Origin of the sequence: Microbacterium sp. zg.Y1084 (assembly GCF_024623595.1) — a bacterium.
In the GTDB taxonomy this organism is placed as follows: domain Bacteria; phylum Actinomycetota; class Actinomycetes; order Actinomycetales; family Microbacteriaceae; genus Microbacterium; species Microbacterium wangruii.
This window is the reverse complement of sequence record NZ_JANJGV010000008.1, coordinates 23563-36398: the sequence shown is the minus strand read 5'-3', so window position 1 is coordinate 36398 and position 12836 is coordinate 23563. Positions and strand designations below refer to the sequence as shown.

Annotated in this window: 15 protein-coding genes; 10 read left to right on the top strand and 5 right to left on the bottom strand. The window is 70.9% G+C overall.

The window, feature by feature from the left end; genetic code table 11:
- Positions 1 to 35: 35 nt before the first annotated feature.
- The 4 genes from NQ165_RS10260 to NQ165_RS10245 all read right to left on the bottom strand — a co-directional run bounded on the left by NQ165_RS10260 (position 36) and on the right by NQ165_RS10245 (position 2488).
- The gene (locus NQ165_RS10260) at positions 36 to 950 is read right to left on the bottom strand and encodes a TIGR01777 family oxidoreductase (protein WP_257533238.1); all 915 of its coding nucleotides are present in this window, start codon (positions 948 to 950) and stop codon (positions 36 to 38) included.
- Position 951: 1 nt separating this feature from the next.
- Positions 952 to 1377 carry an OsmC family peroxiredoxin gene (locus NQ165_RS10255; protein ID WP_257533237.1) on the bottom strand — a complete coding sequence of 142 codons (426 nt, stop codon included), beginning with the start codon at positions 1375 to 1377 and terminating at the stop codon, positions 952 to 954.
- A gap of 90 nt (positions 1378 to 1467) precedes the next feature.
- Positions 1468 to 2058 carry a DUF4395 domain-containing protein gene (locus tag NQ165_RS10250; RefSeq protein ID WP_257533235.1) on the bottom strand — a complete coding sequence of 197 codons (591 nt, stop codon included), beginning with the start codon at positions 2056 to 2058 and terminating at the stop codon, positions 1468 to 1470.
- A complete protein-coding gene (locus tag NQ165_RS10245; RefSeq protein ID WP_257533233.1) occupies positions 2051 to 2488 on the bottom strand; it encodes a thioredoxin family protein in 438 nt (145 codons plus the stop codon). The genes NQ165_RS10250 and NQ165_RS10245 overlap by 8 nt, the downstream gene beginning before the upstream one ends.
- Before the next feature lie 258 nt (positions 2489 to 2746).
- Here NQ165_RS10245 and NQ165_RS10240 point away from each other — a divergent pair, with 258 nt between their 5' ends.
- The 3 genes from NQ165_RS10240 to NQ165_RS10230 are packed head-to-tail and all read left to right on the top strand — an operon-like array spanning position 2747 to position 4836.
- Positions 2747 to 3556 carry a thymidylate synthase gene (locus tag NQ165_RS10240; protein ID WP_257533231.1) on the top strand — a complete coding sequence of 270 codons (810 nt, stop codon included), beginning with the start codon at positions 2747 to 2749 and terminating at the stop codon, positions 3554 to 3556.
- Positions 3553 to 4062: a dihydrofolate reductase gene (locus tag NQ165_RS10235; protein WP_257533229.1), complete on the top strand. Its 510-nt coding sequence runs from the start codon at positions 3553 to 3555 to the stop codon at positions 4060 to 4062. Before NQ165_RS10240 ends, NQ165_RS10235 begins: the two co-directional genes overlap by 4 nt.
- A gap of 9 nt (positions 4063 to 4071) precedes the next feature.
- A complete protein-coding gene (locus tag NQ165_RS10230; RefSeq protein WP_257533227.1) occupies positions 4072 to 4836 on the top strand; it encodes an SDR family oxidoreductase in 765 nt (254 codons plus the stop codon).
- Here NQ165_RS10230 and NQ165_RS10225 read toward each other — a convergent pair whose 3' ends face one another.
- On the bottom strand, positions 4837 to 5376 hold the full coding sequence (locus NQ165_RS10225; protein ID WP_257533225.1) for an NUDIX domain-containing protein: 540 nt from the start codon (positions 5374 to 5376) through the stop codon (positions 4837 to 4839).
- A 47-nt stretch (positions 5377 to 5423) separates the two neighbouring features.
- Here NQ165_RS10225 and dapA point away from each other — a divergent pair, with 47 nt between their 5' ends.
- The 7 genes from dapA to NQ165_RS10190 all read left to right on the top strand — a co-directional run bounded on the left by dapA (position 5424) and on the right by NQ165_RS10190 (position 12696).
- Positions 5424 to 6401, top strand: coding sequence for a 4-hydroxy-tetrahydrodipicolinate synthase (gene dapA, locus NQ165_RS10220; RefSeq protein WP_257533222.1), 978 nt, complete (start codon positions 5424 to 5426; stop codon positions 6399 to 6401).
- The gene (locus NQ165_RS10215; RefSeq protein ID WP_257533221.1) at positions 6398 to 8077 is read left to right on the top strand and encodes a ribonuclease J; all 1680 of its coding nucleotides are present in this window, start codon (positions 6398 to 6400) and stop codon (positions 8075 to 8077) included. Before dapA ends, NQ165_RS10215 begins: the two co-directional genes overlap by 4 nt.
- A 126-nt stretch (positions 8078 to 8203) precedes the next feature.
- Entirely contained in the window at positions 8204 to 10858 is a 2655-nt protein-coding gene (locus NQ165_RS10210) for a DNA translocase FtsK (protein ID WP_257533219.1), read from the top strand.
- A gap of 25 nt (positions 10859 to 10883) precedes the next feature.
- Positions 10884 to 11462 carry a CDP-diacylglycerol--glycerol-3-phosphate 3-phosphatidyltransferase gene (pgsA, locus tag NQ165_RS10205; protein ID WP_257533217.1) on the top strand — a complete coding sequence of 193 codons (579 nt, stop codon included), beginning with the start codon at positions 10884 to 10886 and terminating at the stop codon, positions 11460 to 11462.
- Complete coding sequence (locus NQ165_RS10200) at positions 11459 to 12010, top strand: CinA family protein (RefSeq protein WP_374940942.1); 552 nt, start codon at positions 11459 to 11461, stop codon at positions 12008 to 12010. The genes pgsA and NQ165_RS10200 overlap by 4 nt, the downstream gene beginning before the upstream one ends.
- A gap of 137 nt (positions 12011 to 12147) precedes the next feature.
- Positions 12148 to 12462: a helix-turn-helix domain-containing protein gene (locus tag NQ165_RS10195; RefSeq protein WP_257533215.1), complete on the top strand. Its 315-nt coding sequence runs from the start codon at positions 12148 to 12150 to the stop codon at positions 12460 to 12462.
- A 9-nt stretch (positions 12463 to 12471) separates the two neighbouring features.
- On the top strand, positions 12472 to 12696 hold the full coding sequence (locus NQ165_RS10190) for a DUF3046 domain-containing protein (RefSeq protein ID WP_257533213.1): 225 nt from the start codon (positions 12472 to 12474) through the stop codon (positions 12694 to 12696).
- The last annotated feature ends 140 nt before the right edge of the window (positions 12697 to 12836 follow it).

Here is a 12836-nt window from a genome sequence, read left to right as displayed (position 1 = left end):
CCGCCGCCGAGCACGGCCGCCGAGCCCGCGTGCAGCTACTCGTCGCGCAGCGCGGCGGTGACGGCGTCGTCGACAGAGCGGTGATGGAAATCGAAGCCCGTGGCCTCCAGCGCCTGCGGCACGACGTGAGCGTCGGCGGTGAGCAGGCCCTCCGTCGCGTCGCGGCCGAGCGCGGCACGCAGCGCCCACACCGGTGCGCGCACGAGGAACGGACGGTTCAGCTGCACCGCCAGTGAGAATCCCAGGTCGTTGGCGGTGGCCCGCGTGGGACCGGTCAGGTTCACCGGGCCCTCCACGTCGGCGTCGATGACGTGGCGGATCGCCCGCACCTCGTCGTCGAGCGAGATCCACGGCCAGGCCTGCGTGCCCCGGCCGATCGGCCCCGACACCCCGGCGCGGGTGAGCAGCATGAGCGGCTTGAGCACTCCGTCGCGGTGCACCACCGGCGCGGTGCGCAGCGTCGCCACCCGGGCGCGGCCGCTCGCGGCGAAGGCCGCCGCCTCCCATTCGCCGCAGAGGTCGGCGAGGAACGTCTCGCCGCGTCGGCCCTGCTCGGTGAGCCGTTCCCCGGGCGCCGAGCCGTAGTAGCCGACTCCGGACGCCGAGAGGAACGCGGGAGCCTCATCACCGAGTTCCCGCACCGCGCGTGCCAGCGCCTGCGTGGGGAGGATACGAGACCACAGCAGCTCGTTGCGGTACGCCGCGGTCCACGGGAACCGGCCGATACTCGCGCCGTTGAGACCGACGACGGCGTCGGCTCCGGCCAGCACCTGCGGATCCAGTGGCGCGCCATCGGTGAGCCACGCCACCTCGTCGGGGGCTTCAGGCCGACGGCGGACGAGCCGGGTGACGCTCACCCCGTCGTCGCGCAGCGAGCGGGCCAGGGCGCGGCCGATGAGTCCCGACGCCCCCGCCACGACGACGCGCCGCGGCGCCTGCTGGTCTGTCATGTCAGGCGAGGGTCGCCTCGAGGGTGATCTCGATGCCGGCGAGCGCCGCCGAGACGGGGCAGCCCTTCTTGGCCTCGTCGGCCAGGCGGGCGAAGTCTTCGGCCGACAGTCCGGGAACGGTGGCGTTGACATTGAGGTGGCTGCCGCTGATGCCCTTGCCGGGGACGAAGGTCACCGACGCGGTGGTGTCGATGCGCTCGGGTGGCGTCCCGTTCTCGGCGAGGGCGTTGGACAGGGCCATCGAGAAGCACGAGGAGTGCGCCGCGGCGATGAGCTCCTCGGGGGTCGTGACCGAGGCGGAGCCCTCGCTGCGGGCCTTCCAGTTCACGTCGAACGGTCCCTGATGGGAGCTGGACAGGCTCACCTCGCCCGTGCCCTCGAACAGGGTGCCCTTCCACGTGGTGCTGGCTTCGCTCGTGACGCTCATGCGTTCCTCCCGGGTTCGGCGGGACGCCGGGCGCGTCCCGGTGCCGAGCCTAACGGCGCGGATGCCGCGGCGGAACGGCTGGACCGCGCCTCAGGAATCGGATGCCGGGCGGGCGCGGCCGACGATGCCGACGCGCTGGAGCAGCAGGTACATCTGGCATCCCAGACACAGCCCGAACACGGCGTTCAGCAGCGACGCGATCAGTGCGGTGGCTGCGGCGACCGGCACCGCCCACGGCACACCGAGAAGGTGCAGCGTCACGCCGACGGAGGTCACGGCGAGGCCGACGCCCTGCGCGAACCGCGGCGGGCGGGGATCCTCGAGGTCGAGCGCAGGGGTCAGTCGCGGCTGCACCATGGTGCGGAACAGCGCCGCCCACGGTGCGGTGCGCGGCGACAGGACGCCCCACAGGAACAGCAGGACCGCGACGAGCAGCAGAAGGAAGCCGGGGTCCAGCGCCCGCTCCGCGACCGTGGCCTGCGTGACCGCCCAGCCCTCGGGTGCCAGGACGGTGTCCGCCAGCGGCTGGTAGGCGAACCACCCGAACGAGGCCTGCGCGGTCGAGAGGCCGACCAGGCCCAGCACGACGGCGGCGCCGAGCAGCACCGAGGTGAGGGCGGCCCCGAACCGCGGGCCGCGCGGGTCGATGCCTCCGGACGCGGCGTCCGCCCGCTCAGCCACCGTGCGCCTCCGAGCCGAGGCGGCTCAGTTCGAGCTCGATCACGTGGCGGCTGGGGATACCGCCCACGCGCGTCTGGATGGCGCCGTCCTGGTCGAGGATGAGGGTCGTCGGCGTCTGCAGCACATGGAAGTGCTTGGCGATGTCCGGCCGATGGGTGAGGTCCACGTCCAGGTGCATGACACCCTCACGCTCGGCGGCCAACGCAGAAAGGGTGCGGTGCACGCCCGGGCACCGGGCGCACAGCTCGGTGCTGAACTGCAGCAGGGTCGCGGTGTGACCGAGGCCCGGGGCCCCCAGTCTCTCCGGGTCGACGATTTCATCGGGTGCATGACGCACGGGGCGACCCTGGCGCCAGCGGACGATCGCGCCCGCGCCGATCGTCACCGCGAGCAGCGCGGTGAGGATGATCAGTGCATCGACGGGGTTCACCGCTTGCCAGGCTATCGGCATCCCGGGGGTGGGCGCGCCGACGCCGCACGGACGGCGCACCGTCCCGGCTCCGCCGGCGCGGTTCGGGGCGCGTATCGGTTCCCGAACCCGGTGCCGGCGCGGTTCGGGGCGCGTATCGGTTCCCGAACGCGGTGCCGGCGCGGTTCGGGGCGCGTATCGGTTCCCGAACCGCCCCGGACCCCCAACGCGCCTGCGCCGCGCGCCGCGCCCGATCCGGCCGCGGGTATCGTGGCAGCCGTGACCACGGCGATCCCCACCCCCTACGAGGACCTCCTGCGCGACGTGCTCGAGCACGGCACGCACAAGGACGACCGCACCGGCACCGGCACCACGAGCGTGTTCGGCCGGCAGATCCGCTTCGACCTCGCCGAGGGCTTCCCCCTCATCACCACCAAGCGCGTGCACTTCAAGTCCATCGCGTACGAGCTGCTGTGGTTCCTGCGGGGCGAGTCGAACGTGTCATGGCTGCAGGAGCACGGCGTCACCATCTGGGACGAGTGGGCGGATGCCGACGGCGAGCTCGGCCCCGTCTACGGCGTGCAGTGGCGCTCATGGCCGACCCCCGACGGGGGGTCGATCGACCAGATCGCCAAGGTCGTCGCACAGCTGCGGACCAACCCCGACTCCCGCAGGCACATCGTCACGGCGTGGAACCCCGCAGAGGTGGACTCGATGGCCCTGCCGCCGTGTCACGCGCTGTTCCAGTTCTACGTGGCCGACGGCAAGCTCTCCTGCCAGCTGTACCAGCGCAGCGCCGACCTGTTCCTCGGCGTGCCCTTCAACATCGCCTCCTACGCGCTGCTGACCCTGATGGTCGCGCAGCAGACCGGTCTCGAGCCCGGCGAGTTCATCTGGACCGGCGGCGACTGCCACATCTACGACAACCACCTCGAGCAGGTGCGCGAGCAGCTCAGCCGCGACCCCTACCCGTACCCGACCCTGCGCTTCGCCCGCACGCCGGGGTCGATCTTCGACTACACGTACGAGGACTTCGTCGTCGAGGACTACCGCCACCACCCGGCCATCCGCGCCGCGGTGGCCGTGTGACCGCGCCGATCGGCCTGGTCTGGGCCGAGGCCCGGGGCGGGGTCATCGGCGCCGACGGCGGCATGCCGTGGCACGTGCCGGAGGACCTCGCCCACTTCAAGGCCGTCACCGCCGGGGCGCCCGTGATCATGGGCCGGCGCACCTGGGAGTCGTTCCCGCCGAGGTTCCGGCCGCTGCCGGGGCGCCGCAACATCGTCGTCACGCGCGACACGGCGTGGGCGGATGACGGCGCGGAGCGCGCCGGTTCGCTGGATGCCGCACTGTGGCTCGCCGATGCCGACGCCCCCGCCCGGGTCTGGGTGATCGGCGGGTCGGGACTCTTCCGCGAGGCGATCGACCGCGCCGACCTGCTCGAGGTCACCGAGCTCGACCTCGAGGTGCAGGGCGACACCTTCGCCCCCGACCGCTCGTCGTGGCCCGTCGCCGCCGCGGACCCGGGGGAGGGGTGGCACACGTCCCGCACCGGCATCCGCTACCGTTTCCTCACCCTGGGGGCTGCGTCGTAGGCTCGCCCCATGGCGAAGACGGCACTCATCACCGGCGCGAGCTCCGGGCTCGGCGCCGAGTATGCCCGGCAGCTGGCGGAGCGCGGCATGGACCTCGTGCTCGTGGCGAGGGATGCCGACGCGCTCGCCGCCCTCGCCGACGACCTCACCGGCGTGCACGGCGTGCAGTGTGAAGCGCTGCCCGCCGACCTGGTCGATGCGGATGGGCTCGCCCGCGTTGTCGCACGGCTGAGTGATGACGACCGCCCCGTCGACATGCTCGTCAACAACGCCGGCTTCGGTCTGCCGCTGGCGTTCGAGCAGAACGACATCGCCGACGAGCAGCGCCACCTCGACCTGCACGTCGCTGTGCCGATGGCGCTCATGCGCGCGGCGCTTCCCGGCATGCTCGCGCGGGGCCGCGGGCGCATCGTCAACGTGGCCTCCGTCGCGGCGTTCACCCCGCGCTCGACCTACGGCGCCGTCAAGGGGTGGCTCATCAGCTTCAGCCGCTGGGCGAACGTCGCCTACCGCCCGCGCGGGGTGAGCGTCACCGCCGTGTGCCCCGGGTTCACCCACACCAGCTTCCACGAGCGCATGGGCATGGAGCCGGGACGCGAGGGGGTGCCCGGGTGGATGTGGCTCGACGCCCGCGACGTCGTGGCCGAATCCCTTCGTGACGTCGCACGCGGCACGTCCGTCTCGGTGCCGTCGCTGCGCTACAAGGTGCTCGTCGCGCTCACCCGCGTGCTGCCCGACCGCCTGGTGGTCGCGACCGCGTCGAAGGGGCGCTGATCAGGCGAATCGGCCGAGCCGGATGCCGGCGTATGCCAGCGCGGCGATCGTCTCGCCGTCGGTGATGCGGCCGTCGGCGATCATGTCGATCGCCTCGCCGAACCCCACCCAGTGCACGGCCGTGATGCCCTCCTCGGCCTGCGTGCCGGCGGCATCCGTCAGCGCCCGGATGCCGCGGGCGAGGTAGACGTGCTCGGCGGCCACGGCGATGCCGTTGAGCGCGTTCATCACGCCCAGGCTGCGCCACTCCGACGCCTCGATCCCGGCTTCCTCGGCCAGTTCGCGCCGGGCGGCGAGGAGCGGGTCCTCCCCGTCCGAGCCGCCGGCGGGGACCTCCAGGGAGGTGCCGACGGTGTAGCGGTCCACCTCCACCAGGCACACGCGGTCGATCTCGTCGAGCGCGACGACGAACACGGCCGGATGCCGCATCTCCACCACCCCGTAGACGCCGTCGCCGCCGGGGCCCGTCACGGCGTCCTCCCGCACGCGGATCCATCGGTTGGCATAGACCTCGCGGGTCGCCCGCATCTGCCACGTCATGGCGCGACACTATCGGCCGGGTCCCGGCGAACCGATACCCTGGGAGGATGACGCATCAGGCCAACCCGTTCGGACAGGTCCTCGTCGCGCTCATCACACCGATGACCGCCGACGGCGAGGTCGACTGGCCCGCCGTCGAGAAGCACATCGACGACGTCATCACCGCCGGCGCCGACGGCATCGTCGTGACGGGGACGACGGGGGAGACGAGCACCCTCACCGACCCGGAGAAGATCCGGCTGGTCGAGGTGGGCAAGAGCGTCGCCTCGGGCCGGGCGAAGATCATCACCGGCGGCGGTTCCAACGAGACCGCCCACGCGATCGAGCTGTACAAGGCCAGCGAGAAGGCCGGCGCCGACGGCATCATGATCGTCACGCCGTACTACAACAAGCCCACCCAGGCGGGCATCCTCACCCACTTCCGGCTGGTGGCCGACGCCACCGATCTGCCGGTGATCCTGTACGACATCCCGGGCCGCACCGGCGTCCCGATCAAGTACGAGACGATCCTCCGTCTCGCCAAGCACCCGAACATCCTGGCGGTCAAGGACGCCAAGGGTGATTTCAGTGAGGTCAGCCGGGTGCTCAACCAGACCGACCTCATGTACTTCTCCGGCGACGACGCGAACGTGCTGCCGCACCTCGCGATCGGCGCGTCCGGACTCATCGGGGTGACCGCGAATGTGGCCCCGGCGCCGTATCGCGTCATCGTGGATGCCGTCAACCGCGGCGACCTCGCCGCGGCGACGGCCGCGCACAAGCAGCTCGAGCCGCTCGTGCGCGCAGTCATGACGCACGTGCCCGGCACGGTGAGCGCGAAGTACATCCTCCACGGCCTCGGCCGTATCTCCAGCCCCCGCGTCCGTCTGCCCCTGGTGGGGCCGGAGGAATGGGAGGCCGCGATGATCGAAGACGAGCTGGCGCTGGTCACCGACGTCGCCGGAGCAGATTTCTCCAATTTCCGACCCGACCGCAACGCGGCAGCTGGCGGCGCACTACCGAAGGTTCACGGCACGACACGATGAGTCCCAACGCGATCACCACGCCCCCCACCCTCGCCCCCGGAACGCTCCGCGTGATTCCGCTCGGCGGACTCGGCGAGATCGGGCGCAACATGACCGTCTTCGAGTACGAGGGCAAGCTCCTCGTCGTCGACTGCGGCGTGCTGTTCCCCGAAGAGCACCAGCCCGGCGTCGACCTGATCCTGCCCGACTTCGAGCCGATCAAGCACCGCCTCGACGACATCGTCGGCGTCGTGCTGACGCACGGTCACGAGGACCACATCGGCGCGGTGCCCTACCTGCTGCGCCTCAAGCGCGACATCCCGCTCATCGGCTCGGGGCTGACCCTGGCGCTCGTGGAGGCGAAGCTCAAGGAGCACCGCATCAAGCCGTACTCGCTGACGGTGAAGGAGGGCCAGCACGAGCAGATCGGTCCCTTCGACCTCGAGTTCGTCGCGGTGAACCACTCCATCCCCGACGCGCTCGCCGTCGCGATCAAGACCCCGGCCGGTGTGGCGCTGGCCACCGGCGACTTCAAGATGGACCAGCTGCCGCTGGACGGCCGCCTGACCGACCTGCGCGCCTTCGCGCGGCTGGGCGAGGAAGGCGTGGACCTCTTCCTCGTCGACTCCACCAACGCCGACGTGCCCGGCTTCACGCCGCTGGAGCGCTCGATCGGCCCCGTGCTCGACCAGGTCATCGCGCGTTCGCCGCGCCGCGTCATCGTCGCGAGCTTCTCGAGCCACGTGCACCGCGTGCAGCAGGTGCTGGACGCCGCCCACGCCAACGGCCGCCGCGTGGCGCTGCTGGGGCGCAGCATGCTGCGCAACATGACGATCGCCGCCGACCTCGGATACCTCACCGTCCCCGAGGGCGTGCTGATCGACTACAAGAAGGCCCACGACCTGCCCGACGACAAGATCGTCTTCATGTCCACCGGGTCGCAGGGCGAGCCGATGGCCGTGCTCAGCCGCATGGCGAACCTCGATCACGCGATCGAGCCGGGTCCCGGCGACACCGTGATCCTGGCATCCAGCCTGATCCCGGGCAACGAGAACGCGGTCTACCGCGTGATCGACGGCCTCACCAAGCTCGGCGCCAACGTGATCCACAAGGGCAACGCCAAGGTGCACGTCTCCGGCCACGCCGCCGCAGGCGAGCTGCTGTACTGCTACAACATCCTCAAGCCGAAGAACGTGCTGCCGGTGCACGGCGAGTACCGCCACCTCATGGCCAACGCCAAGCTCGCGCAGGACACCGGTATTCCCGCCGAGCGCACGATCCTGGGCGAGAACGGCACCGTGGTCGACCTCAAGGACGGCGTCGCCAGCGTCGTCGGCCAGCTCGACATCGGCTTCGTCTACGTCGACGGCTCCACCGTGGGCGAGATCACCGACGCCGACCTCAAGGACCGTCGCATCCTCGGCGAGGAGGGGTTCATCTCGGTCATCGTCGTGGTGGATGCCTCCACCGGCGCCGTGATCACCGGACCCGAGATCCACGCCCGCGGCTTCGCCGAGGACGACTCGGTGTTCGACGACGTCAAGCCGAAGATCGCCGCAGCGCTTGCGGAGGCGTCGAAGTCGGGCGTCCGCGACTCGCACGCCCTCTCGCAGGTGGTGCGTCGCACGATCGGCCGCTGGGTCAACCAGCGTCTGCGTCGCCGCCCGATGATCGTGCCGCTGGTCATCGAGGCCTGAGCCTTCCGTCACGACACCCACGGGCCCGCCAGGAGCGGGCCCGTGGGTGTTCGTGCGTCTGGGGGGCAGGCGGTCGGAGCCGCGTCGTTCCGGGCAATGTCGGTGGTCGCGACGTACCGTTGAGGAATGGCCAGGAGCAGCAGTCCGACCACGAGCGGCCGCGCGCCCGCGAAGGGCACACCCGCGAAGGGGTCGTCCTCGCGCGCCCGCAAGCCCGCCCCGGCGCCGAAGCGCTACGTCGACGAGCCTGAGAAGCCACCGCTGATCGCCCGCGCCTGGATGGGGCTGGCGCACGCCACCGGCGGGATGTTCCGCGCGTTCGGGCCCGAGACGCTCGAGAAGGACCAGCGCCGCGACGGCTTCCCGTTCCTGCTCGTGCTCCTGGCGATCGCCGGCACCGTCGTGGAGTGGTTCCTCATCGGCACCGACGTCGCCGCGACGCTCAGCGCCTACACCGCCGGCGGGCTCGTCGGGCGGACCGCGTTCATCCTGCCGGTGCTGCTGCTGCTGCTGGCGGGGTGGCTGTTCCGGCATCCGTCATCGGTGCACGACAACGGGCGCATCGGCATCGGGTTCGGCCTCTTCGTGCTCACCATCGCCGGCTTCTGCCACGTGCACGGCGGGCGGCCGCAGCCGAGCGAAGGGCTTCCCGCGCTCAGCACCGCGGGCGGGCTGTTCGGCTGGATGGTGGGCGAGCCGCTCACCTTCCTCACCGAGATCGGCGCCTCTGTGGTGCTCGGCCTCGTCGCGCTGCTGAGCGTGCTGATCCTCACCAAGACGCCGCCGAACCGCATCGGCCGCCGCCTGGGGGAGCTCTACGTCTGGATGTTCGGGGCCGAGCCGGAGGACAAGCCGGCTGCGGCGTCCGCAGGCGCCGGCGACGCCGACGAGTCGCTGCCCTGGTGGCGCCGCAACAAGTCCGGCCGCGAGGAGGACCCCGACGAGGGCCTCGGGTCGCAGGATCTCACCGCGCTGCTGTCGACCGAGGGCGACACCGGCGGGTTCGACCAGGCCATCGCGCCGCCGCCGCCCCCGCCGCCGCTGCCGGACGCGATGACCGAGGTCATCCACCCCGACATCGCGGAAGCCGTGCGCAAGAGCAGCCGCCGCACCGACACCGGCATCCGTGAGGACGCCACCGAGGTGCTCGACGACGGCAAGCTGCCTGGCATGTCGGGTCTCGGCGGCGACGGCGACGGGATGCCGCCGGGCGCGACCTATCGCCTGCCCTCCACGGCGGCCCTGGCCGCCGGCACCCCGCCCAAGGCCCGGTCGGAAGCCAACGACGCCATGGTGCGCGCCATCACGAGCGTGTTCGAGCAGTTCTCCGTCGACGCACGCGTCACCGGCTTCTCCCGCGGCCCGACAGTGACGCAGTACGAGATCGCCCTCGGGTCGGGCGTGAAGGTCGAGCGCATCACCGCGCTGACCAACAACATCGCCTACGCCGTGGCATCCAACGAGGTGCGCATCCTCGCGCCCATCCCCGGCAAGAGCGCGATCGGTGTGGAGATCCCCAACACCGACCGTGAGATCGTCACCCTCGGCGACGTGCTGCGCTCGCCTGCGGCGACCAACTCGGTGCACCCCATGACCATCGGGGTGGGCAAGGACGTCGGCGGCGGCTACGTCGTGGCCAACCTCGCCAAGATGCCCCACCTGCTCGTCGCCGGGTCCACCGGCTCGGGCAAGTCGAGCTTCGTGAACTCGATGATCACCAGCCTGCTGATGCGCGCCAAGCCGAGCGAGGTGCGCATGGTGCTCATCGACCCCAAACGGGTCGAACTGACCTCGTACGCCGGCGTGCCGCACCTGATCACGCCCATCATCACGAACCCCAAGAAGGCGGCCGAAGCGCTGCAGTGGGTCGTGAAGGAGATGGACATGCGGTACGACGACCTCGCGTCGTTCGGGTACCGCCACATCGACGACTTCAACAAGGCCGTCGTGGCGGGCGAGGTGCAGCTCCCCGCCGGCAGCGAGCGGGTGCTCAAGCCCTACCCGTACCTGCTGGTGGTCGTGGATGAGCTCGCCGACCTGATGATGGTCGCGCCCCGCGATGTGGAGGACTCCATCGTCCGCATCACCCAGCTCGCGCGTGCCAGCGGCATCCACCTGGTGCTGGCCACCCAGCGCCCGTCGGTCGACGTCGTCACCGGTCTCATCAAGGCCAACGTGCCCTCGCGGCTGGCGTTCGCCGTCACCAGCGTCACGGATTCCCGCGTCATCCTCGACCAGCCCGGAGCTGACCGCCTGATCGGCCAGGGCGACGCCCTCTTCAGCCCGATGGGCAGCTCCAAGGCGCTGCGCGTGCAGGGCGCATGGGTCAGCGAGAGCGAGATCGAGAAGGTCGTCAAGCACGTCACGCAGCAGGCGCGTCCGGAGTACCGCAAGGACGTCGCCGCGGTCACCGAGAAGAAGGAGGTCGACGCGGACATCGGCGACGACCTCGAACTGCTGCTGGCGGCGGCAGAACTGGTCGTGTCCACGCAGTTCGGGTCGACCTCGATGCTGCAGCGCAAGCTGCGCGTCGGCTTCGCCAAGGCCGGACGGCTCATGGATCTGCTGGAGTCACGGGAGATCGTCGGACCCTCCGAGGGCTCGAAGGCCCGTGACGTGCTCGTCACCGGTGAGCAGCTTCCGGGCGTGCTCGCGCGTCTGCGCGGCGAGGACGTCGCCGAGGAGCCGGAAGAGGACCCCGTGGAGGCGCAGTTCGCCGGCTACGAGGTCGTCGAGGACGACGCCGAGGACGAGGATGCCTGGGGTCTGACGGGGCGCTGAGAGCCGGCGGCGATAGGCTCGAACCGTGGCGATTCCCCGGCAGCTTCCCAACGCGATCACGATCGTGCGCATCCTGTGCGCGCCGGTCTTCCTCTGGATGCTCCTGGCCGACGGCGGCGCAGACGGCGCGCTGCGCTGGTGGGCGGCGGCGCTGTTCATCGTCGCCATCGCCACCGACGGCATCGACGGACACCTCGCCCGCAAGCACGACATCGTCACGGACCTGGGCAAGCTCCTGGATCCGATCGCCGACAAGGTGCTCACCGGGTTCGCCTTCATCGGGCTGTCCATCCTGGCCGAGCTTCCCTGGTGGATCACGATCGTCGTGCTGGTGCGCGAGGTCGGCATCACAGTGCACCGCCTCATCGTCGCCAGCGACCACGTCGTCGCTGCCGCCTGGATGGGCAAGCTCAAGACCGTGGCGCAGGCGGTGGCGCTGTCGCTGGCGCTGCTGCCGCTGTGGACGCTCGTGGGGGAGTGGATCCACCCCGTCAACGTGGTCGCCATGACCATCGCCGTCGTCCTCACCGTGGCGAGCGGCATCGACTACGTCGTGACCGAGGTGCGCGGCAGTCGCCGCACGCGTTCCGGGGGCGACTCGTGACTCCCTTCCGCCCCGCCCCCGATCCCGACCTGCCCGACGACGCCGAGCAGACGCTCGTGTCGGGGGGTCGCCGCAGCGATGCCGAGCAGCTGGTGGACCGGCTGCGGGAGCTGGGCTGGACGGTGGGCGTCGCCGAGTCCCTCACCGGAGGGCTCGTCATCGCGTCGCTGGTGGCGGTCGCCGGGGCGTCCGCAGTGGTGCGTGGCGGCATCGTGGCCTATGCCACCGACCTCAAGCAGACCCTGCTGGGCGTGGACCCCGTCCTGCTGGAGGCGCACGGTCCGGTGCACGAGCGGGTCGCGCGGCAGATGGCCCGCGGCGTGCGCACGGCGGTGGGGGATCCCGGTCAGCCGGCCGACATCGGCATCGCCACGACGGGGATCGCCGGTCCGGACTCGCCCGACGGCCAGCCCGTCGGCACCGTGCACATCGCGGTCTCGACGTCGCTGGGCTCGCGGGTGGAGTCGTTGCACCTCGAGGGGGATCGAGAGGAGATCCGCGCCGCGGCCGCGCTGCGCGCCATCTCGCTGGCGCTCGAAGCGCTCTGACGGGAACAGATCCGGCGTGCGCGATGTTGCGTGTTGATGAATTCCCATCCCATGCACAAAAAGCGGGATTAGAGTGTCACTCCGCGGTGTTGTACCGTGTGCACCCGTGGGGAGTGGAAAGCGAGAGGGGGCCCAAGATGATCCTGGTTCGTCAAGAAATCGGTGAAGTCCTGCGTGACTTCCGTCTGCAGAAGGGGCGCACCCTCCGTCAGGTGGCCGGACGCGCGAGTGTCGCGCTGGGCTATCTGAGCGAAGTGGAGCGCGGTCAGAAGGAGGCGTCGAGCGAGATCCTCGCCGCCGTGGCCGACGCGCTCGACGTGCCCATCTCCTCCATCATGAGAGAGGTCGGCGACCGCATCTCCGTGCTCGAGGGTCTGCACACGTTCCCGGACGTCGTCCCCGACGACCTGGTGGCCTCGGTCGAGGCCGAGCCCGCGATGTCGCTGCGCTGAGTCGGTCCTATGCGCCGCAGCGAGTTCGATCGCGCCGTGACGGATGAGTTCGGGTCGCGCGCGCCGTCGTTGGTGGCCGATCTGGTGCTCGCCCGCGTCGGCGGTCGTACCGCCCGTGAAGCGCTGGATGCCGGCGTCCCCGCCCGTGAGGTGTGGGTCGCGCTCTGCGATGAGGCCGAAGTCCCCGCGTCGCGTCGCTACGGCGTGGGTCGGATGGACCCGCGGCGGGCCTAGGCGCGCACTCGCACAGGAGTACGTGCGCGACACGGCGTGTCGTCGAAGATGTGTTCGAGTCCGGCGTAGGCTCCTGCACAGCAGGTGTCGAGGGCGTGGCTGTCCACGATCACGGAAGACCGCCGACGCAATGTCGGAGG